General features: G+C 66.6%; 22 protein-coding genes and 1 tRNA gene. 13 read left to right on the forward strand and 10 right to left on the reverse strand.

Annotated elements, in window-relative coordinates; genetic code table 11:
- Positions 1 to 53 precede the first annotated feature (53 nt).
- Entirely contained in the window at positions 54 to 404 is a 351-nt protein-coding gene (locus BJ970_RS38820; RefSeq protein ID WP_184726315.1) for a VOC family protein, read from the reverse strand.
- Between the two features lie 42 nt (positions 405 to 446).
- Here BJ970_RS38820 and BJ970_RS11945 point away from each other — a divergent pair, with 42 nt between their 5' ends.
- A complete protein-coding gene (locus BJ970_RS11945; RefSeq protein WP_184726316.1) occupies positions 447 to 1,037 on the forward strand; it encodes a pentapeptide repeat-containing protein in 591 nt (196 codons plus the stop codon).
- Positions 1,038 to 1,266: 229 nt separating this feature from the next.
- Here the strand turns inward: BJ970_RS11945 and BJ970_RS11950 are convergent, their stop codons facing one another.
- Positions 1,267 to 3,528 carry a TNT domain-containing protein gene (locus BJ970_RS11950; RefSeq protein ID WP_184726317.1) on the reverse strand — a complete coding sequence of 754 codons (2,262 nt, stop codon included), beginning with the start codon at positions 3,526 to 3,528 and terminating at the stop codon, positions 1,267 to 1,269.
- A 377-nt stretch (positions 3,529 to 3,905) separates the two neighbouring features.
- Here BJ970_RS11950 and BJ970_RS11955 point away from each other — a divergent pair, with 377 nt between their 5' ends.
- Together BJ970_RS11955 and BJ970_RS11960 are read left to right on the forward strand one after the other, a co-directional pair.
- On the forward strand, positions 3,906 to 4,757 hold the full coding sequence (locus tag BJ970_RS11955; RefSeq protein ID WP_184726318.1) for a bifunctional methylenetetrahydrofolate dehydrogenase/methenyltetrahydrofolate cyclohydrolase: 852 nt from the start codon (positions 3,906 to 3,908) through the stop codon (positions 4,755 to 4,757).
- Between the two features lie 64 nt (positions 4,758 to 4,821).
- The gene (locus BJ970_RS11960; RefSeq protein WP_184726319.1) at positions 4,822 to 5,115 is read left to right on the forward strand and encodes a DUF3017 domain-containing protein; all 294 of its coding nucleotides are present in this window, start codon (positions 4,822 to 4,824) and stop codon (positions 5,113 to 5,115) included.
- Between the two features lie 250 nt (positions 5,116 to 5,365).
- Here BJ970_RS11960 and BJ970_RS11965 read toward each other — a convergent pair whose 3' ends face one another.
- Positions 5,366 to 6,202 carry a DUF4253 domain-containing protein gene (locus BJ970_RS11965; protein WP_312864221.1) on the reverse strand — a complete coding sequence of 279 codons (837 nt, stop codon included), beginning with the start codon at positions 6,200 to 6,202 and terminating at the stop codon, positions 5,366 to 5,368.
- Positions 6,203 to 6,315: 113 nt separating this feature from the next.
- Positions 6,316 to 7,365, reverse strand: coding sequence for a medium chain dehydrogenase/reductase family protein (locus BJ970_RS11970; protein ID WP_184726320.1), 1,050 nt, complete (start codon positions 7,363 to 7,365; stop codon positions 6,316 to 6,318).
- Between the two features lie 96 nt (positions 7,366 to 7,461).
- On the opposite strand from BJ970_RS11970, the gene BJ970_RS11975 reads away from it, so the two are divergent.
- Positions 7,462 to 8,142, forward strand: a complete 681-nt coding sequence (locus BJ970_RS11975; RefSeq protein WP_184726321.1) for a TetR/AcrR family transcriptional regulator — start codon at positions 7,462 to 7,464, stop codon at positions 8,140 to 8,142.
- A 254-nt stretch (positions 8,143 to 8,396) separates the two neighbouring features.
- Here BJ970_RS11975 and BJ970_RS11980 read toward each other — a convergent pair whose 3' ends face one another.
- From BJ970_RS11980 to BJ970_RS11990, 3 genes are all read right to left on the reverse strand, one after another.
- On the reverse strand, positions 8,397 to 8,597 hold the full coding sequence (locus BJ970_RS11980) for a DUF1918 domain-containing protein (RefSeq protein ID WP_184726322.1): 201 nt from the start codon (positions 8,595 to 8,597) through the stop codon (positions 8,397 to 8,399).
- 239 nt (positions 8,598 to 8,836) lie between these two features.
- Positions 8,837 to 9,265 (reverse strand): DUF8711 family protein, encoded by a 429-nt coding sequence (locus BJ970_RS11985; RefSeq protein ID WP_184726323.1) that lies wholly within the window; start codon positions 9,263 to 9,265, stop codon positions 8,837 to 8,839.
- A gap of 183 nt (positions 9,266 to 9,448) precedes the next feature.
- Positions 9,449 to 10,279 carry a metal-dependent hydrolase gene (locus tag BJ970_RS11990; protein ID WP_184726324.1) on the reverse strand — a complete coding sequence of 277 codons (831 nt, stop codon included), beginning with the start codon at positions 10,277 to 10,279 and terminating at the stop codon, positions 9,449 to 9,451.
- A gap of 205 nt (positions 10,280 to 10,484) precedes the next feature.
- Between BJ970_RS11990 and BJ970_RS11995 the strand changes: the two genes are divergently transcribed.
- A complete protein-coding gene (locus tag BJ970_RS11995) occupies positions 10,485 to 11,705 on the forward strand; it encodes an NADP-dependent isocitrate dehydrogenase (RefSeq protein ID WP_184726325.1) in 1,221 nt (406 codons plus the stop codon).
- Between the two features lie 137 nt (positions 11,706 to 11,842).
- Here BJ970_RS11995 and BJ970_RS12000 read toward each other — a convergent pair whose 3' ends face one another.
- On the reverse strand, positions 11,843 to 12,196 hold the full coding sequence (locus BJ970_RS12000) for a VOC family protein (protein ID WP_184726326.1): 354 nt from the start codon (positions 12,194 to 12,196) through the stop codon (positions 11,843 to 11,845).
- Positions 12,197 to 12,349: 153 nt separating this feature from the next.
- Between BJ970_RS12000 and BJ970_RS12005 the strand changes: the two genes are divergently transcribed.
- The 5 genes from BJ970_RS12005 to BJ970_RS12025 all read left to right on the forward strand — a co-directional run bounded on the left by BJ970_RS12005 (position 12,350) and on the right by BJ970_RS12025 (position 14,931).
- Positions 12,350 to 12,658 carry an SH3 domain-containing protein gene (locus BJ970_RS12005; RefSeq protein ID WP_184726327.1) on the forward strand — a complete coding sequence of 103 codons (309 nt, stop codon included), beginning with the start codon at positions 12,350 to 12,352 and terminating at the stop codon, positions 12,656 to 12,658.
- A 65-nt stretch (positions 12,659 to 12,723) separates the two neighbouring features.
- Positions 12,724 to 12,924 (forward strand): DUF4177 domain-containing protein, encoded by a 201-nt coding sequence (locus tag BJ970_RS12010; protein WP_184726328.1) that lies wholly within the window; start codon positions 12,724 to 12,726, stop codon positions 12,922 to 12,924.
- 69 nt (positions 12,925 to 12,993) lie between these two features.
- Positions 12,994 to 13,065 (forward strand) — tRNA-Val (locus BJ970_RS12015).
- A gap of 732 nt (positions 13,066 to 13,797) precedes the next feature.
- Positions 13,798 to 14,310, forward strand: a complete 513-nt coding sequence (locus BJ970_RS12020) for an RICIN domain-containing protein (RefSeq protein WP_184726329.1) — start codon at positions 13,798 to 13,800, stop codon at positions 14,308 to 14,310.
- A gap of 318 nt (positions 14,311 to 14,628) precedes the next feature.
- Positions 14,629 to 14,931, forward strand: a complete 303-nt coding sequence (locus BJ970_RS12025) for a hypothetical protein (RefSeq protein ID WP_184726330.1) — start codon at positions 14,629 to 14,631, stop codon at positions 14,929 to 14,931.
- A gap of 148 nt (positions 14,932 to 15,079) precedes the next feature.
- On the opposite strand, the gene BJ970_RS12030 is transcribed toward BJ970_RS12025, so the two are convergent.
- Positions 15,080 to 15,385, reverse strand: coding sequence for a hypothetical protein (locus BJ970_RS12030; protein WP_184726331.1), 306 nt, complete (start codon positions 15,383 to 15,385; stop codon positions 15,080 to 15,082).
- Positions 15,386 to 16,100: 715 nt separating this feature from the next.
- Here BJ970_RS12030 and BJ970_RS12035 point away from each other — a divergent pair.
- Complete coding sequence (locus BJ970_RS12035) at positions 16,101 to 16,502, forward strand: SSI family serine proteinase inhibitor (RefSeq protein WP_184726332.1); 402 nt, start codon at positions 16,101 to 16,103, stop codon at positions 16,500 to 16,502.
- Positions 16,503 to 16,855: 353 nt separating this feature from the next.
- Here BJ970_RS12035 and BJ970_RS12040 read toward each other — a convergent pair whose 3' ends face one another.
- A complete protein-coding gene (locus BJ970_RS12040) occupies positions 16,856 to 17,272 on the reverse strand; it encodes a hypothetical protein (protein WP_184726333.1) in 417 nt (138 codons plus the stop codon).
- Positions 17,273 to 17,757: 485 nt separating this feature from the next.
- Between BJ970_RS12040 and BJ970_RS12045 the strand changes: the two genes are divergently transcribed.
- Both BJ970_RS12045 and BJ970_RS12050 read left to right on the forward strand, forming a co-directional pair.
- The gene (locus tag BJ970_RS12045) at positions 17,758 to 18,054 is read left to right on the forward strand and encodes a hypothetical protein (protein WP_184726334.1); all 297 of its coding nucleotides are present in this window, start codon (positions 17,758 to 17,760) and stop codon (positions 18,052 to 18,054) included.
- A 264-nt stretch (positions 18,055 to 18,318) separates the two neighbouring features.
- Positions 18,319 to 18,639 (forward strand): hypothetical protein, encoded by a 321-nt coding sequence (locus BJ970_RS12050; protein ID WP_184726335.1) that lies wholly within the window; start codon positions 18,319 to 18,321, stop codon positions 18,637 to 18,639.
- Positions 18,640 to 18,877 lie beyond the last annotated feature (238 nt).

Below are 18,877 nucleotides of genomic sequence, written 5' to 3' on the forward strand. Positions count from 1 at the left end.
CCGAAGGCGGTTCGCCCTGGTTCGAAGCGGTTTCATTCGCCGTTATTAACGGCTCACCGGTGCGACAAGATGTTGAGGACTGTGCCGCTGGGATCGCGGCAGAAGAAGCGGCGGACGCCCCACGGCTCGTCGGTCAGCGGGTGCACGATCTCGTGGCCCTGCTGCCTGGCCTTCGCATACGCCGCATCGACGTCCTCCACTTCGATCGAGATGTCCGGGTGCACCGGGGCGGTGGCGTCCGTTCCAACGATGCTGATCTGCCGCTGCGGATCACCCGGGGCGCTCACCGTGACGATCCAGCCGTGGTCCATCACGACCTGGAAGCCCAGGGTGTCGATGTAGAAGTCGCGGGTCGCCGCGAGGTCGTTGGCACGGATGTTGGGTACGACTCGCCGCACGTGCACGGTGCCTCCATGAAGGTCGATGACACGTGCCACCCTAGGGGCATGACGAGTGCGGTCGGGGAAGATTTCCAGGACGCGGTGCTGACGAACCAGCAGTGGGATGGCCGGACCTTCGAACACTGCGACTTCACCGATGCCGATCTGACCGGTCTCAGCACTCGCAATTGCGTGTTCACCGAATGTGTTTTCACCGGCACCGATCTCAACGGTTCGAAACACGTCGCCACGGCGTTCCGGTCCTGCAAGTTCGAGCGCACCGTATTCGGAAAGTCCACTATGGACGGATGTAGTCTGCTTGGGTCGAACTTCGTGGACTGCCGTCTGCGCGCCTGGACGCTGCGCGAGACGGATCTGACGCTGGTCGGCATGGGCAAGGCGGATCTTCGCGGCCTGAACCTGCGCGGAATCCGGTTTCGGGAAGCGAACCTCACCGAATGCGATCTGCGCCGTTGCGATCTCCGCGAAGCGGACTTCAGCGGCGCGCGCATGCTCGGCGCCCGCCTGGGCGAGGCGGATTTGCGCGACGCCCGGATCGACGCCGACGCCCTGGTTGCGGCGAATCTCAGGGGCGCCCGCATCGACATGGCGACGGCCCTCACCTTCGCCGCCGCCCACGGACTCCGCGTCGATTGACCCAGGCCCGGCACGCACCACCCGGGCCGACGGGAGGACCGGCCGGAGGATGCCCGGGTTGCGACGGGTGTCCGATGTGAAGCGATGTGCAGGCTCAGGGTCGTACCTGGATTCGAAGAAACCCACCTTCCCCGGGCGCCCGGGGAAGGTGGGCCGGTTCAACGTGGGCGAATCAGTGAGGGGCACCTTCGACCGGTTCGAAGGTGCCCCTCACTCGTGACCTGCTCGGTTACTCCATGGGCGGGCGGTCGTTGGCCGGCATTTCGGCCAGGGTGCCGTCCGCCAGGAGATCGTTGACCGTCGTGGGAAGCACGAACGCCGTGCCCCCGCCGGGCTGTTCGAACCACGGCACCGCCGTGCCGCGCAGCGCCTGGATCGGCCGCTGCACCCGGTAGGCGAAGTACGAGCGGTTCGCCCACTGCGGTGGCAGCGAACGGTGGGTGTACGGCGTGCGGATCGCGTATGTGACGTTGCCGTTCGGCTCGCCGAACCGGTCCAGTTCGGTGCCTGGCTGCAACACCACGATCCGCCGGTCCCGGTACAGCGTCAACGGCGGTTCACCGCCCAGCGGCTGAATCTGCTGACCACCACCCTGCGGCTGACCAGGTTGGGCACCCGGCTGTCCGCCCTGCGGCGGGCGCGGCGGCCCGGGTGGTGGGCCCTGCCGGTGCGGACCGGCCATGCCGGGCCCGCCGGGACCCGGGCGCCGCTCCGCACCGCCGACCGGTCCCTGCGCGGGTCCGCCCGGAGGCATTGGCGCACCGCTGTCCCGGCGCGGCTGGCGCTTCGGCAACGGCGGTGGCGCGCCCGGCCCACCAACCGGAGGCTGCGCGGGCTGCCCGACCGGCGGCGATGGCGGAGCCATCGGGGGCTGCGCGGGACGGTCCAGCCGCGGTGCGGGCTGGAACCGGGTCACGTCGTCGCCTGCCTGGGCGGACGGTGCGGATTCGTGGATCGCCGGTTCCGGCGGCGCGCTCGGGGCGTTGGTCGGTTCTTGGTTCGCGGTGAACAACGGGTTCGCCCCGCTGTGCTCCGGTTCCGGCGTGAATCGTGGTGGCAGGTCGGCTGTCTCCGGCGCGGGCCGCTGCGGCAACTCGGCCGGTTCCGGCGGGGCCATCGGCAGCGCAGGCGGCGTGATCGGAGGCGGAACAACCGCCGGGGCGGGCTGGTCCATCAGGAGACTGCCGAGCAGGTAAGCGGCGGCGTGGTCGACGCGAGTGAACCGGACGTCGTCGCCGCCGTCGGTACCGGCGGTGACGACCCAGTCCGAGCCATCCTCGACCAGGCAGCGAGCTCCCGCGCTGTGGCTGCCGATCCGGTAGCCGTCACCGTCCACCTGGTAGTCGGTGAGCCGGTCGTGCAGCTTGGCCAGCACTTCCTGGGTGTCGGGGACGTCGGCCTCGTCGAGCACATGCCGGGATCCAGCGGCCTGCTCCGGCTCGGCGATCACGTCGTCGACGGCCGGTTCGGGCGTGGGGTCCGGTGTGGACTCCAGCGCCTCGTCCGGCACCGGTGCGGCGTGCTCCTGCGGCTCGCCGTCGAGTTCGTCGGCGGGCTGGTCGAGCAGTTCGCTGAGGGCCGCATCGCGGGTGGCCTCGTCGACCTCGGCGAGCTGGAAGCCGCGGCTGCGGATGTGCGCGATCAATTCCGATTCCGGCGGAACTCCGTACTGCGCGAGGTAGAAGGCGATCGCGCCCGGCCACAGCCAGACGCCGTCGGTGTGCCAGGTGCCCGGCACCGAGGCGGCGCGGGCCGGATCGAGCTGGTCCTCCTCGTCCTCCCGAGCGGCCAGTACCACCGGGGAGTTCTCCAGGTACTGGCGCAGCGGCCCGACTTCCTCGGCCGGGATCGGCGAGCGGTCGGCGACCACTGGGCGGCCCTGCTCGTCGTAGTCGTCGAAGACGCTGGCCACCCGAAAACCGTCGGCCGGTTCGCCGATCCCAGGCTCCGGGATCGGTGTTTCGGCGACCGCTGGCGCGGCGGCCGGTGCTTCGATGGGATCGACGATCGGGGCCTCGGCGACCGCTGCTTCGGCGTCGGCTGGCTGGGCCGGCGCGGTACCGTCAAGGCGTTCCCGCATCCATTCCGGGATGTTCTCCTCGGCGCGCGGGTAGCGGCGCAGCTCGTCGACGTACGCGGCGCGCGGCAGCGGGCGCTGCCAGTGCGGCTCGGAATCGAAGTTGATGTCGATCCGGTAGCTCGATGGACGCTCGACGACGTAGAGGGCACTGAGCCAGGTGCCCACATCGGGCCGGTACATGCCCTCACGCAGGCGCTCGAAGATCTCCTGCAGCTCGGTCGGCGGTTCCCAGGCACGGGAACTGCCGTCCTGCGCGGTGACCTCACCCAGCAGGTCATGGTATTCGCCGGTGGCGCGATACTCCACCGTGATCTCCTGCCAGTCCTCGGGAGCGCCTTGTAACAACAGAACCCCGATCGTGCGGGCAATCTGCTCCTGCTCTTCCGGACTGATCGCTGTCGGACGCGACATGGGTGACATCCTCCCCCTCTCGACGAGGCAACCCGACTCCACCCCGGCCAAGACGCTACTCGACGCGGGCGCCGACATGTGCGCTGTGTGTCAGTTCAGTGCGGCTGATCCAGGACATTTCTTTGCTTTCAAGATCCTTGTCACGTTGCGCGGCCATCTCGTCACGAAAGCCTGCCCGGTGGACGGCCGGAGAAACATCACACCACCAGGTGGATCAGCGATACGTCGCCGTCGGTGGCTGGCGGACGAAATTCGGTAGCGGTACGGACGTGCCAGAAGACACAGTGATCGCTGCGCTGACGTTGGTGGCCGTGGGCGTGGCGGCAATACAGGACCGGGCGGGGCGGTCTGCGGGCCATCTGCCACGATGAACAGCCGTGAGCGCGACGATTCTGGACGGTAGGGCCACCAAGGACGCGATTTTCGACGAGCTGCGGCCTCGGGTGGCCCGGCTTGCCGAGCAGGGACACACACCCGGACTGGCCACGGTGCTGGTTGGGGATGACCCCGGCTCGCAGTCTTACGTGCGCGCCAAGCACAACGACTGTGCCAAGGTCGGTATCAAATCGATCCGCAAGGACCTGCCCGCCGACGTCAGCCAGGCCGACGTCGAGGCGGTGCTGGACGAGCTCAATGCCGACCCGGCCTGCACCGGCTACATCGTGCAGTTGCCGTTGCCCAAGCACCTGGATGCCGGGCCGCTGCTGGAGCGCATCGCCCCGGCGAAGGACGCGGACGGGCTGCACCCGATCAGCCTGGGACGCCTGGTGCTCGGCGAGGAGGCGCCCCTGCCGTGCACCCCGCGCGGCATCATCGAACTGCTGCACCGCTACGACGTGCCGCTGAACGGCGCGCAGGTCGCTGTCGTCGGACGTGGCATCACCGTCGGCCGCCCGATCGGTCTGCTGTTGACGCGGCGCAGTGAGAACGCCACCGTCACGCTTTGCCACACCGGGACCAAGGACCTCGCCGCCGAGGTTCATCGTGCGGACGTCGTCATCGCCGCCGCCGGTAAGCCGCACTTGATCACGGCGGACATGGTCAAGCCGGGTGCGGCCGTGCTCGACGTCGGCGTGACCCGCACCGACGCCGGGCTGGCGGGCGATGTGCACCCGGACGTCGTGCAGGTCGCCGGGTTCCTGTCGCCCAACCCGGGCGGCGTGGGGCCGATGACCCGCGCGATGTTGCTGACCAACGTCGTCGAGGCCGCGGAACGCAACGTCGGTTGATTCGTGCCGGGTGGTTTCGGGTAGAACCCACCCGCTGTTGGCCCACCACCACGGGAGGAACGGCGTGAGCGAACGGTTCGGCGGCAGGTCGCAGCTGTCGGTGCACGTGCCGTTCGGCTTGGTGCTGCTGATCGTGCTGATCGGGTTGCTGCTGGTCGCCTTGGGGCACTGGCGGCGGGGTTCGGTGCTGCTCGGCTTCGCGTTGCTGCTCGCGGCGGCGACGCGCGCCGTGATTCCGCAGGAGCGGATGGGGCTGCTGGCGATCCGCAGCAAAGCCGTGGACGTCCTGCTCTACAGCGGATTCGCCTTGGTGATCATCGCGGTGGCGATAACCATCCGGGGCGGGTTGCTCGGCTGAGCGAAGTGAAGTCCCGATTTTAGGAATTGGGGCCTCCGCACCTGGCGAAGAGCGAGCCGAACGGCGGCCAGAACCCGGCGACCATTGTGGACGGATTCGGCAATGCGGCCGGCACCATAGGTGATGAGTCCGGTCTGGACAGGCCCCGTTACCACCGATTAGTCCATCGTGGACTGATTCGCCCGTCCTGAGCGCATGAGCGTCGTGACTGCCTGGCCGGGCCCAAAGGCGCGGTGCACCCGGGCAGTGTCTACTCCCACCAGAAAGACCAGGTTCGGCGGCCGCGGATTTCCTGGGCGTAGGCCGCGATGGTGCCGGTTTCCTGGAGGATCCGGTCCGGGCAGAAGGTCCAGTGCTCGGCCGCGACCGCTGCGGCGTGGTCCGGGTCCTGCGGGGGCGCCGCCACGCTCAGGTCCAGGCGGTCCGGACCGAGGCGCAACAGGCGCGCCCCGAAGCGCTCCTCCCAGCTGCGGGCCATTGCCGAGAGTCCGGCCGTGCGCGACACGTGGTTCGCCGCGCCGGACCAGCCCAGCGCCGTCAGCGCGTCCGCGCCCCGCCGCACCGGGATCAGCGCGAGCCGGGTGTCGGCGTCGATGAACCGAGGCAACTGCTGGTTGGCCAGGATGTCCGGATCCGCCAGGAGGTTCCCGGCCCGCGCCGGTCCCGGGCAGGCGTAGTCGAACGGGGCGAGCACCTCCAGGTCGTAGGCCGGGCCGAGGTCGTCGTCGGCCTGCACCAATCCGTCCCAGATGCGGACCATGACGTCGACCACCCGCCAGCGGTCGATGTGTTCGAGCGGTTCCGGCGGCACCACCCCGACCGTGCACCGCTCCCCGTAGACCTCGTCGCTGTCGCACAACAGCAACGGCCACAGGCCGCTGACACGGTGTTCGGCTCGAAGCGTGGCGACGAGCTGTGGTGCCGGGGCCTCATCGCTGATCCAGCACAGCGGGGTCGGGTTGCCGGTGACGGTGACCTGTTCGGTCAGCACCTCACCGGGCGGCAGCCGGACGGAAACCCCTGCGCCGGTGCCGAAAACCGCGGACAGGTCGGCAGGAGCCCCCGCTAGCCGGTCGTCTCGCAACACTTCACCGCCTTCTCGCCAAACGCCGCTCGTCGCGAACCACCTTAGAGCCTGTCCTCAACCCGTTTCGCGTTGCGGTGCGAGCTGCGGAGGTGTTGCGGAGCAGCGGTGGTCCGTCATGCCACTGTGCGGTCCGAGGAGAGGCCCGGAACGAGCACGATTCTTCCGGTCTGGGTGCCGGAGATGTGCAGGTCGAGTGCGCGCGCCGCGGATTCCAGGGGCAGCCGTTGGGCGATCAGGGGCCGCAACTGTCCACTAGCGACCATTCGGAGCAAACGCTCCAGGTCTGCTCGGAACTGGGCGTTGGACTTGACGTAGTACATGCGGGCGCGGCGGCCGCCCGTGCGGCCGATTAGCCGTGCCAGCTCCCAGCGGGCGAGCCGCTTGGTCAAGGCCACATAAGGCAGCCACCACGGTCCCGTGTCGTGCAACGTCGACGAACTGCCGTACGCGTGCAGGGATCCTCCCGGTGCGAGGAGCTGCCACGACTTGTCCAGGCTCTCCGGCCCAAGCGGATCGAAGACGGCGTGCACGCCGCCGGGCGCGAGCTCGGCAACGCGGCTGCGAACGTCCTCGGTGCGGTGGTCGATCAGCTCAACGCCGATGTCCCGCAATGCTTCGTGTCGGCGTGCGGAAGCCGTCCCGATCACCCGGGCACCGGCGGCGACCCCGAGCTGCGCGAGCAGGATGCCGACGCCGCCACCGACACCGTGCACCAGCACAGTGTGTCCACTTCGAACTTTTGCAGCCCGGTGCAGCAGCTGCCAGGCGGTGACGCCGTTGAGCACCACCGCGAGCGCCGCGGCGGCATCGACCTCGTCCGGCACGGAAACCAGTTCGCTGTCGCGCACTTCGACGTACTCGGACCAGGCGCCGGTGCGCGGCATCGCCGCAACCCGCTGCCCGGGCAGCCAAGCGGCGACCGCCGAGCCGACCTCGACGACCTCGCCGACCAGGTCGTAACCGGGCACGAACGGGAATTTCGGCTGTGCCGGGTAGCGGCCGCGCAGCATTTGGACCTCGGCGAAGGCCACCCCGGTGGCTTCGACCCGGATCAGCACGCCGTGCGGTCCTGGCGGGCGCGGTGCGCTGCGGCGGATGGTAACGACTTCGGTGCCGCCCGTGCCGGTCAGCACGACCTCGGTTCCGGTGCTGGGAACGGCCATGACGCCTCCAGTTATAATTTGTCTTGTTTGTGAGAGGTCGTAACAAAACTATGAGCATGTTACGGTTAGCGTGTCAAGGGAGGAGGGATGCCGGGCATGGAAACAGCGCCGCGTAGCCCCCGCGAGCGGTTCCGTGAGCAGACCCGGAACGAGGCCAAGCGGGTCGCGCTGGAACAACTCGCCGAATCGGGGCCTGCGGGGATCTCGGTGAACGCGATCGCCAAGCGGATGGGCGTCACCGGGCCCGCGTTGTACCGGTACTTCGAGAATCGGGACGCGCTGCTGACCGACCTGGTCGTGGACGCCTACCGCGACCTCGGCGACGCGCTGGAAGACGCGCTGCGCACCCACCGACGCAAGGCGCCCGCGACCAGGTTCCGCGAGCTGGCAGCGCGGTTCAGGGGGTGGGCGTTGCAGCAGCCGCATCGGTATCTGCTGCTGTTCGGCACTCCGGTGCCGGGGTTCCGGGCCCCGGAGCTCACTTTCGACCTGGCCGACCGGGCATTCCGGCCGATTCTCGAAGTGTTCGTCGATCTCGCGCCCGAAGGGCTGCCCGCGGAGCGCTCGGTGCTGGACCGGCAGCTAGTCGCCTGGCGCGAAGTGCGCGGCGGCCTGATGGCGCCACCTGCGGTGCTGCAGCGGGGGCTACTAGCGTGGTCGCGACTGCATGGGCTAGTCAGCCTTGAGGTCGAAGGGCAGTTCGTCGACATGGGTGTCGACCCGGAGTTGCTTTTCCGCGCCGAGGTGGAGTCGTTACTCGCCCAATCCTGGAAATGACGCCGGAGGCAGGGGCTCTTGAGCGGAGCCTGTGGGCGAACCGCCAGGCGCCGCCTCGACTGCAGGATCCCCGGCATGCGCAATCTTGCGTGTCGGCACTGTCCTCGCGAGGCGGCGTCTGAGAACCCGTGGCGATGCAAGCTGCTTACGCGGCCGAAAGCGGCTTACGCCGCTTGCCTGGCATCAGGTCCGCTCGACCTTCGTTGGTCGCCGACCAGTTGACCGGGGCTTCACGACCGGCCGTGACTTTCGGGTCAGTCCCCCTGGCGGGGAGGGGGCGCCTCGATCTCGCAGTCGCCGCCCGGGAACACCAGGCTCTCGTGGCCGTCCTTGAACCGGACCTTGTACGGCGGGGCGCCGTTCTCGCCGCGAACCTCCAGGATCACGGCGATCTGGTCGGCCTCGTCGATGTGCTTGCTGTGCACATGCAATTGATCACCCACAGCTGCCTTCATCACCCATCACCTCCGCGGTCCCAGACTAGGTGACCGAGGCCACAATGCGCATCGGATGACCCACGGCGGTGCGGGCGGCGTCGCGGTAAAGCCGGCTTGAGGGTGCTGTCCGAATCAGCGGCGCTTCGGTTCGCGCAAGCGGCGCAGCCGCTTTCGCCGGCGGCGCGAGTTGCACCGCTAGGGTCTGTTCATAAGCGGCTTAAGCCACTTGCGGTGTGGGACTCAGCTTGCGCCGCCCGCTAGCCGCCGATCTTTGAGCAGGTGGTGGTTACCTGCTGGTACTTCTCCAGTTGGGTGGCGGTCCACTCCGCGCTGGACTCCAAGGTGATCTCGCCGGCGGCGACCCGCTGCACGGACTGCTGGACGTCAAGCAGGTTCTTGCGCAGCGTCTGGTCGGTAGTCTGCTCGGCCAGCTGGAACAGTTCCTCGGCCCTGGCCTGCGCATCGGCTTGCGCCTGCTGCGGGTCGGCGAAATTAGGCATGAAGCTCGCGACGTTGATCGCTTTCAGGCAGCTCGATGCCGCATCCAGATTCTCGTGCGCCTGCTGGATCTGGTCGTTGGCGTCCTGCAGGCCCTGCCGGGTTTCCTGGATCTCGCCGCACGCGGCGAGGCCGACCAGCAGCGGCAGCGACAGGGCAGCCACCACGAACCGCTTTCGAGCTCGCATGTTCCCTCCGGGACTCGGGCGACACGGAAGTTGTGCCGCCCTTGTACCCTATCGACCCCGGAACGAGCGATGGGCGAAATGTCGTATCCGGCGGTGCCGGGTGCCGTGCCCGGATCGCAGCGAGCGGGTCCGTTCGCCGCACTGATCGAGGTGAACGGCTCATTCGGGGCAGCCACCCGCCTGTCACGAGTGCGCGATCCAGGCCATGACCTCGGGTGGCAGGTCTAGCTGCCCGAGCCAGGGGGCGGCACCGATCCGGTAGAGGACGACCGAACTCAGCACCACGGCGGCGATAGTCAGGCCGGGGCCGACCACCAGGAGCTCCACCTTGCCGCCGGTCCGCATCCGCAGCGGCTTCGGCGGGGCCACCGGGTACCAGGTCTTGCCGCCGAGTGGTACCGGCCACAGCATGGGGCAGCCCAGTTCGGTGATCGCGTCGCCGAGAAAGTGCGCGACGCAGCCGATCATCACCGCCACCCCGAACGCCGCCGCGTCGGTGGGCTGATCCCCGGCCCACGCCCAGCAGGCGACCGTGAGCAGCAGCGAGGCCACGCTGATCAACAGCGCGTCCTTGCTGGAGGACCAGGTGTGCATGAGCCCGCGGACCGCGAGCCCCGCGAAGAAGAACATCAGCACGGCGAGCGCGATGCCCGCGCCGGTCTGCACGATGGCCGTGGTGATCAGGCCGGCTAGCACCGCGAACACGACGGTATGGGTGAAGCCGCGGTGTGTGCCCTCCCGGTCGGTGTCCCGCTTGGTACGGGTCAGCCGGTACAGAAAGCCGCTGAAGCCGCTGATCCCGGCCGACGCACCGCGCGATATGGCGCCGAATGTGCTGGCCACCGTCGACTTGGGGTGGTCGATGTCGGGCAGGAGCGCGGCCCCAGCGGACAGCGTCGCCCCGACCACCCAGGTCTTCAGGGATAATTGCCCTATAGCGTGCGTGTCGGTCAAGGCGGTCACGGCCGCCCAAGCGGCCACCCCGCTCATCGCATGCGTCGGTCCGGTCGACACGGGCCCCCTCCAGGATCACTTAATAAAGATCGCTCAGTCAGGGGTTGAGCCTAGAAGAAGATCACGGCACGGCGTCGTCGTCGCCAACTGTGGCGCATCGCGCTTTCCGCGGCAGTGGTCGTAGGTGAAGGGTGGAGGACACAATCGAGGCCGATAGCAGTACGCTTGTACCGCTTGCATTCTCGCGAGAGGAGCACCCCGCCACATGAGCAAGATCAAGGTCCAGGGCACCGTAGCCGAGCTCGACGGCGATGAGATGACCCGGATCATCTGGTCCTTTATCAAGGACAAGCTGATCCACCCGTATCTGGACATCAACCTCGACTACTACGACCTCGGCATCGAGCACCGAGACGCCACCGACGACCAGGTCACGGTCGACGCGGCCAACGCCATCGCCAAGCACGGCGTCGGTGTGAAATGCGCCACTATTACCCCGGACGAAGCCCGCGTGGAGGAGTTCGGCCTCAAGAAGATGTGGCGGAGCCCGAACGGGACGATCCGCAACATCCTCGGTGGCGTCATCTTCCGCGAACCGATCGTTATCTCCAACATCCCGCGCTACGTGCCGACCTGGACGAAGCCGATCGTCATCGGCCGTCACGCGCACGGCGACCAGTACAAGGCCACCGACTTCAAGGTCCCCGGCCCCGGCACCGTCACCGTCACCTACACCCCGGACGACGGCGGCGAGCCGATCGAGTTCGAGGTCGCGAAGTTCAGTGCGGACGGCGGCGTCGCGATGGCGATGTACAACTACCGCCGCTCCATCGAGGAGTTCGCGCGCGCGTCCTTCCGCTATGGCCTGGAGCGCGGCTACCCGGTCTACATGTCGACCAAGAACACGATCCTCAAGGCCTACGACGGCATGTTCAAGGACGTGTTCCAGGAGATCTTCGACAGCGAGTACAAGGCCGAGTTCGATGCCAAGGGCATCACCTACGAGCACCGGCTGATCGACGACATGGTCGCCAGCGCCCTGAAGTGGGAGGGCGGCTACGTCTGGGCCTGCAAGAACTACGACGGTGACGTGCAGTCCGACACCGTGGCGCAGGGCTTCGGTTCGCTGGGCCTGATGACCTCGGTGCTGATGACCGCCGACGGCAAGGTGGAGGCCGAGGCCGCGCACGGCACGGTCACCCGGCACTACCGCCAGCACCAGCAGGGCAAGCCCACCTCGACCAACCCGATCGCGTCTATCTTCGCCTGGACCCGTGGCCTGCAGCACCGCGGCAAGCTGGACTCGACCCCGGAGGTCGTCGGCTTCGCCGACACGCTGGAGAAGGTCGTCATCGAGACCGTCGAGAGCGGCAGGATGACCAAGGACCTGGCGCTGCTCGTCGGCGGTGACCAGAGCTACCAGACCACCGAGGCGTTCCTCGCGACGCTGGACGAGAACCTGCAGAAGAAGATGGCCGACCGCTGATCTTCAGCCTGCCGCGAACGCCGCTCCCCAGGTGGGGGCGGCGTTCTTGCTATCCAGTGTCGGCCGGAAGGGGTTCGTGGACGGGCTCCCGCCGTTCCGGGCGGGAGCAATCGTTTTCCTATTGGCACCGGCGGGACTCAGCGCGCGAAGACGCAAAATTCGTTGCCTTCGGGGTCGGCGAGGACGTCCCAGTCGATTTCGGCGTCGCGAGCGCGGATCAGGGTGGCGCCCAGGCCGAGCAGTTCGTTCCGGTCGCCGATGACGTCCAGGTGCATCCGGTTCTTGCCGTTCTTCGGCTCCGGCACCGGATTGAGCCAGATCAGTGGCCCGACGCCGGCCGGGTCGACGATCGGCACCGGCCAGTCGGCCGGGCGGTCGGTGGTGCCGGTGAGGCTGTCCCGGCGGACGTAGCCGAGCGCCCGGCACCACCAGTCCGCCTGCGCTTGGTGGTCGAGCACGTCCAGCGCGAGGTCTTTGAATCGTGCGGCCATGTGACCGATTCAACATGGCTACCGCGCGCACCTGAACGCCGGGCGGGCGACCCCCGGCGCGTTGAACCGGGCGCGCCGACGGGTGCCTCGGGTTCCGCCTGCCCGGCCCAGGCCGTTATAGCTGGGTTGGCGTGACTGACCAGGAGGTATGCCATGTTCCCGCTGCCCCGTCCGTTGTTGCTCCTCGGCGCCGGTGCCATCGGCGCGATCTACCTGATCGGGGCCGGCCAGCCAGGGAGTAGTCCCGGCGAGACCAAGCCGTGCATCTTCCGGGTCACGGCCGACATCCTCAACGTCCGCTCCGGCCCCAGTTTCGGGGCGGGCCGGGTGGACTCGCTCGACCACGGTGCGCAGGTGATCGGCACGCCCTACGTGGTCGGTGGCTTCCGCGATCTCGGCAACGCCCGTTGGGCGGCCGCCGAATTCCTTGCCCCGGCGCCGGGCAGCATTTGTGATCCCTGACGGAACCGGCGGCGGCCGCGCATCGTCGCACTCCTGACAGGTATTCGCGCGAACGGGGAGAGCCGATGCCGTATCGGTACAAGGTCGTGGAGCTCCGGGAGAAGTGGCTCGGCGGCAAAATGTCCGGAGACAGTCTGGAACGGGTTCTCAATGATCACGCCGCCCAGGGCTGGCAGCTGAAGGCGATCACCGGGGCCGACGTCAAGGGCCGGCTCGGGCCGGGTGCTGTCGAAGGGCTCCTGGTCACCTTCGAGCGCCAGGTGTGAAACAGGGGTGGTGCTCGGCCGCGGCAGGGGCTTGGCTAAGCTGATGCCCGTACGCGGCCGAGCCGCTCAGCGCGATTAGCTCAGTGGGAGAGCGCTACCTTGACACGGTAGAGGTCACTGGTTCAATCCCAGTATCGCGCACTGGAAGATGCTCAGCTCAGAGCCCCTGCCGACGATCATCGGTAGGGGCTCTGCTGTTCCGCTTTGACGCAGAGGCGTTGGAGTCGGCGCTGAACGGCGGACTGGGCGGAGGCGGCCGAGACGAGCGGCACGACGCCTGCACCACGCACGGCACCGCGCGGACGAGCCGGTAACGGCCCAGAGTCCACTGTAGACCGAAAAGGGGACGACGCCGGTCCTATCGGCATCCCCGCCCTCGTCCCAGAGGCAATGCGGATCTTGCCACTTTGGTCCAGACCAGGTGTCGCGATCTGTGGCTATTCCGGCCCAGTTGGCGGCCGTTCCGACCGCGGCGATCCGCCGGGAAGGCAATGTCCGGAAACCGTCCACTGTCTACCCGAGCCGCAACATTTCCGGAACTGTGGCGGCTACTCGGCGTCCCGCAGTAGGGCGCCAGCTTGGGGCCGGACGGACCTGGGTCGCCGTCCGAAGGCTGCGTTTTCCCAGGCCCGGCGCGGTCCCCGCATCCGTTACCGGCGTCGGTACTGCGGGTCGACCGCCCGAGCGGGCGCTCGGAAATAATAGGAATTCGATCAAGAACTGTCCACTGAGGAATACATTTGAGCCAAAGGGTGCCACTCTTTGCGGTGACATAATGGGCTTTTTTCCGGCGGTGCTGGTAGAGATCTTATTCGGCGGTCGAAAAATCGATTGCCATTCTTTTCTCCGAAAAGATCTTGTGGAGGGGTAGTCATGATGCGTGCTCGCTGGATGTTGGGCGCTCTCGGTGCTCTGGCGCTTGCCCTCGTTCCTGCGGCTCAGGCCGCTTCGGCTCCTGCTGACGCGGGGTTCGAAACGGAGATCACCAGCTCGGCCGACGGATCCCGCTGGGCCGTCTTCGGCGACCCGGTGATCAAGACCGTTCCGTTCGGTGCGTTCGGCGCCACCGAAAAGTGGATCATCGCCCGCCAGTACGACGGCAGCGTGACCATCCGGAACAAGCGAACGAACCAGTGCGCGGAAGCCAACATGTGGTCCGCCCGAAGTGTTTTCGTCGCGCCTTGCGCGTACGGAAAGCAAGACCAGCGGTGGATTCTTGAGTGGCGCCCGGCTGGTGTCTCCATCGCCCCGCTGATCGCCAAGGACATGACCGTGTCCGTCCGCGACCTGCACCACCCGATGGGCAGTTGGCTGACCCTCGAATCGCGCGGATTCGGGCAGACCGACAGCGTGAGCACAGGAAGCGTCTTCCGGCTCAACGGATGAGTTGACCGGGGCGCCGACTGGGCCCCTAACACGGTATGAATATGAAGCCCGCTGATCCGGCACCCGTCGGGTCAGCGGGCTTCGTCATCTCGGACGAGTGGACACTGTGGACATGCGATTGCCCTGTCGCCCAACGGTGATCACTACTTGGGGTGATCACGGCGGTATCGGCATGGCAGGGAATGTCTTGGCGACGGTAGGTTTCTGTTGCCCCGCTCGGGGTTGTGGATCCAGGAAACCCGATGGTGATTTGCAATTGCGGATCATCGCGGGACATCGGACCGCACATCAATGTTGGTCTACGAAGGGAATCGGTTGATGCGTACCGCGAAGCGCGTGCTCGCTGCGGCTGCTGTGGGGCTGCCGGTGCTGCTGGGGACGGCAGGCACGGCGCTGGCCGCCGATGGGCATCCGACGAAGCTACCGAAGGCTTCCAAGATCACCAAGCAGGTCCAGGACCAGGCCGAGCATAACCACACGGTGCAGAACAACATCAACGTCTCGCCTGTCACCCAGGTCAGCACTGGCGGCAAGGGCGAGCAGGCGGCGATGACCTGGACCCAGCAGAACAACTACAACGGCACCGAGCAGACCGAGGGGGAGATGCTGGTCGACGACTAGGTCGACGCATCGGCCCCGACGTGGCAGTGCATCACACGCCAGGGCGGAACGAAACGAAGCTGAAAATGGCTTGGCCCGGCGAGAGGGATCGCCGGGCCAAGCCTTATTCATGATGTCATCGAGCCGAGGGCGGCCGGGGCCGCCGCCGTCAGTCTTCCTGCTCCTGCCAGGCCGCTTCGGTCTGGTCGATGTCGGCGTCGTTGTCCTGCTTGTTCCAGCTCACCGCGTTCTGGTCGCCCTTGCCAACGTTGAACAGGTACTGGACAGGCTTGTTCTCGTTGCTCTGCTTGATGCTGGCGTCCTCGTCCTGCTTGATGTCCTGGTCCTGCACCTCTTTGTGGGCCTTCTTGCCGTGTTCCCCGTGCCCGCCGTCGGCCAGCGCCATTCCCGGGGCGCCGAGCACGAGGGGAAGCCCGAGAGCAGTTGCAGCGATGACGCGCTTGGCAGAGAGCATAACTAAAATCCCCTTCTTACTGAATTTCATGGATGACGCCGTAAGGAATCCCCTGCCGACTCTTGGTCGAGGCAGAACCGGCAAAGGATTCCCTCGGGATTTGAAACCCCGCCGCAGCGGGACCTCCTAGAACATAGCGCGGCCAGATAGTCGTGCAAGTCGAGATTTTCGCCGCTCACCTCATCTGATGATCTCTAGCCGAATTTTCTCGACGCGGGACACCAGGGGTTGATCTCCGTTGAGGACAAACTGCTTCGTTGCGCGAATATCGGCGGTGCGCCGGCAGCGAGATGATCACGCGATCGGAAAGCCGTGCCCGATTGGGGTTGTTTCATGATCACGCTCTGTCCCATGACGTGCTCGTGTCTTCAAGTTGCGGACCTAATCCGCAGCCGTCCGGCTCTGGAAAACTCGATTAGTGGACAAATCGATGTGAACTTCCGTCGCCTATTTCCGGGCGTGGCACACTCGCGGGGCAATAAGGGCTACCCGGTGTCGTCGATCGATGTGGGCTGTCGCCAAGTCGAATCGTTGTCGGACCGTGCGGTCGGCCCATCCAGGGAAGGGATCGGGATCCGGCGGTGGCGGGCCGTAGCGATTACCGATTCGAGGGAACCCGATCAGTGATCGTTTCCGGCTCGCGCGGAGAGATCGTTCTGGGTGCGGTAAGGAAGACAAGGGTTTCTTTTCCGGTCAGGACGGAGGATGACGTGAAATGACCGATACTCGGTTTCCCGGCCGCGCCGTGGTCAGCATTGCGTTCGCTGCGGCGGTGCTGGTTCCAGGGGCCGCTTCGGCTGAGTCCGGCAATGACGAGGGGCAGACCACATTCAAACTCACGGTGACGGAACTTCATGAATCCCGAACTGTCACGCTGAATTGCTACCCGGCGAGTGGAAACCATCCGCGAGCCGCCTCCGCATGCGACGAGTTGCTGCAGGCCGACGGGAAGTTCGAGCAGTTGGGCTCGGGGCAGCCGAAGACCTGCACCAAGGAGAGCCGGAAGGTGAGCGCGTCCGCGGAAGGCACCTGGCGCGGCCAAGAGGTCGGCTACCAGGTGACGTTGGCCAACCCCTGCGCGCTGAAAGCCGCGACCGGTTCCGTGTTCGACTTCTGAGCGCACGAGCTACCAATTGCCGCCCGGACTGGATCCGGCCGGCGCGTTCGTGGCGTCGTCGTGGCCCCTCACGGATTGCCGAAAGGCAAGGAGTGCAGCGTAAAAGTCGCCGCCCGTGGTCCTTCTAGCGCACGCCACGAGGTGGAACCAAGGTGGGATCGTACGTTGGAGGGCGTGACTCTGGCCCTTCGATCTGCCTGCGTCGCACTCGCGGTGGCTTCACCGGTTTTCGGTGAAGCCACCGGTTTTTCCTGCGGTCTCGGCGCGCTGAGAGAAGGCGTGCCGACGCGAAAACGGCGGGGAGCGGGATCCTTTCCCGCTTCCCGCCGTGGTTTATGCGCGCCCGATTCGGGTCAGCAGCGTCCCGCGACCATCCGGTCGACAAGGACGGTCGGGCCGGTGGTCACCACGAGCCGAGAGCTCTTGCCGCCGTCGATGGTGACGCTGTTAATGGACTGCCCGCCGCCGCTGACCGAACCGCTCGCCCGCTGCTTTCCGTCCACTGTGACCGAGTACGAGACCCGCTGGCCGTCAGCACTCCGGAAAGTCATGGGCACCATTGCCGCCGGAGCGCCGTTATCCGCTTTGTCCGCCAAGGATTTCGGCAACCCAATCCTGGATAGCAGGTCGGCGCTAGTGTGACACTCGACCTTGCCCATCTCGACGTGCAGCGGCGGTCCGGCCCAGGCAGTTGCTGCGACCACCGAAGCGCTGACGGTCAGCGTCCCCAGCGCGGCTAGGACGACCGCTGCCTCGCGGCGAATTCCCATGACATCCTCCTGAAACGACAATCGGGGCGGGAGCAGTTACGAAGGCTAGGGCCGACTCGTGTGGCGTGCTCGCGGTGCGCATGTTCTTGGCCCCAACGAGCGACCCGTGCCGACTACCGGGCCGCGACGGTCACGAGCTCAACTAGTGCAAGTGCCTTGTCTTCAACAACTTTCGGTTTGATTGTTCTTGATCATTTTGTGATCGTGATCGTGTTATCCTACTTCTTGATCTTTTTTGGCGATGCCGGATCTGCTTCATCTGATCAGTTGAGTTGCGGGGTTCGGAATCCCGTCGGCCAGACGACGCTGCGTAATCTTGAATCCGCAAGAGTGGCTGATGATTCTCTTTGGTGTGGCTCGACATGCCGGAACCCCCGGATCAATGGCACGGTTTCTCTTGCCGGTCGGCGCACCCCCAAATCCCCGGAACTCCGGGAACTCAACATGCCGACCCGGCATTGTCCAACATGGATGGGAGTTAAGTAATGCGCACTTCGATTCGCCTCCTGGGTGTTACCGCTGCGGCGGCTGCGATGCTGGCCATGGGTTCCCCGGCCTTCGCTGGCGGCCACGGGAAGGGGAAAGAGAAGGACGACCACTCGATCACTGCTGCTGAGGCTACCGGTGGCCACGGCAAGGGCGGCAACGGCGGCATCGGCGTGAACGTTCTCTGCGGCATCGGTGTCGGCATCCTCGGCAAGGGCGAGGGGTCCTGCTCGGCCGGCAACGGCGGCAACGGTGTCGGCGGTGACGCCGAGGCGACCGCATACGACGAGGACTGACGGTCGATTTGGGCCACTGTTGAGCGAACGTCCTGTTAGGAGCGTGCCGACCGGTGCACACCGGTCGGCACGCTCTTTGTTTGTGCGCACACCGGTCGGTGTCGCACCTCCGGGTGACTGATCGGCGGGTCTGCATGTCGCTCAGGACAATTTGCCGTCTCCGGTGAAAGGGTCCACGCGTTGATTTCGGCACCGCCGAAACCCGTCTCCGGGACCGGGGAGGGGGCCTCAACAGTGTGGTAACCATCCGGATAGGAGTCTGTAGTGCGCAGGTCTGTTCGTGCTGTGTTCGCCGGGACCGCTGCCTTCGGGTTGCTCGCGATAGGCGCATCGCCAGCGCTGGCCGCGAAGGGCGAAAAGAGTTCTGATGACGACTCTACGGTGACCGCCGCCGCCGAAGGCGGCAAGGGCGGCAAAGGCGGCCATGGTGGCTTCGGGGTGAACGTGTGCCCGTCCGTCGCGTTGCTCGCTCCGGCGAAGGCCCGCTGCGACGGCGGCAACGGCGGCAACGCCAACGGTGGCGACGCGGAGGCATACGCGGAGGACGACAGCAAGGACCGGAAGTACAGCAAGGACGACGACTGATCCCGGAGATCTTCGGGATCTAGAGCCGCGAAATCCGTGCCGGCCTCTCGTGTGGAGGCCGGCACTTCGCGTACGCGATTCGGACTGGTGGCGAGCAGGCCACGTCCGAGGAAATCCCGTGGCCTGCCCGCCTTTTGAGGGTAGCTCCGTCGATACGGCGCCTCCGGATGAACCGGCGAAAGCACCCAGATCGTGCGACGACAAGCACCTGTCGGTTGAGAAGTCCATAGTGGACAGA

It is taken from the genome of Saccharopolyspora phatthalungensis, assembly GCF_014203395.1.
GTDB classification, from domain to species: Bacteria; Actinomycetota; Actinomycetes; order Mycobacteriales; family Pseudonocardiaceae; genus Saccharopolyspora; species Saccharopolyspora phatthalungensis.

Excerpts from the sequence above, each read along its gene's own strand:
- BJ970_RS11945 (WP_184726316.1), top strand. The coding sequence starts at position 447 with ATGACGAGTGCGGTCGGGGAAGATTTCCAGGACGCGGTGCTGACGAAC.
- BJ970_RS11950 (WP_184726317.1), bottom strand. The coding sequence starts at position 3,528 with ATGTCGCGTCCGACAGCGATCAGTCCGGAAGAGCAGGAGCAGATTGCC.
- BJ970_RS11970 (WP_184726320.1), bottom strand. The coding sequence starts at position 7,365 with ATGGCCGTTCCCAGCACCGGAACCGAGGTCGTGCTGACCGGCACGGGC.
- BJ970_RS11975 (WP_184726321.1), top strand. The coding sequence starts at position 7,462 with ATGGAAACAGCGCCGCGTAGCCCCCGCGAGCGGTTCCGTGAGCAGACC.
- BJ970_RS11980 (WP_184726322.1), bottom strand. The coding sequence starts at position 8,597 with ATGAAGGCAGCTGTGGGTGATCAATTGCATGTGCACAGCAAGCACATC.
- BJ970_RS11985 (WP_184726323.1), bottom strand. The coding sequence starts at position 9,265 with ATGCGAGCTCGAAAGCGGTTCGTGGTGGCTGCCCTGTCGCTGCCGCTG.
- BJ970_RS11995 (WP_184726325.1), top strand. The coding sequence starts at position 10,485 with ATGAGCAAGATCAAGGTCCAGGGCACCGTAGCCGAGCTCGACGGCGAT.
- BJ970_RS12000 (WP_184726326.1), bottom strand. The coding sequence starts at position 12,196 with ATGGCCGCACGATTCAAAGACCTCGCGCTGGACGTGCTCGACCACCAA.
- BJ970_RS12005 (WP_184726327.1), top strand. The coding sequence starts at position 12,350 with ATGTTCCCGCTGCCCCGTCCGTTGTTGCTCCTCGGCGCCGGTGCCATC.
- BJ970_RS12010 (WP_184726328.1), top strand. The coding sequence starts at position 12,724 with ATGCCGTATCGGTACAAGGTCGTGGAGCTCCGGGAGAAGTGGCTCGGC.
- BJ970_RS12020 (WP_184726329.1), top strand. The coding sequence starts at position 13,798 with ATGATGCGTGCTCGCTGGATGTTGGGCGCTCTCGGTGCTCTGGCGCTT.
- BJ970_RS12025 (WP_184726330.1), top strand. The coding sequence starts at position 14,629 with ATGCGTACCGCGAAGCGCGTGCTCGCTGCGGCTGCTGTGGGGCTGCCG.
- BJ970_RS12030 (WP_184726331.1), bottom strand. The coding sequence starts at position 15,385 with ATGCTCTCTGCCAAGCGCGTCATCGCTGCAACTGCTCTCGGGCTTCCC.
- BJ970_RS12035 (WP_184726332.1), top strand. The coding sequence starts at position 16,101 with ATGACCGATACTCGGTTTCCCGGCCGCGCCGTGGTCAGCATTGCGTTC.
- BJ970_RS12040 (WP_184726333.1), bottom strand. The coding sequence starts at position 17,272 with ATGGGAATTCGCCGCGAGGCAGCGGTCGTCCTAGCCGCGCTGGGGACG.
- BJ970_RS12045 (WP_184726334.1), top strand. The coding sequence starts at position 17,758 with ATGCGCACTTCGATTCGCCTCCTGGGTGTTACCGCTGCGGCGGCTGCG.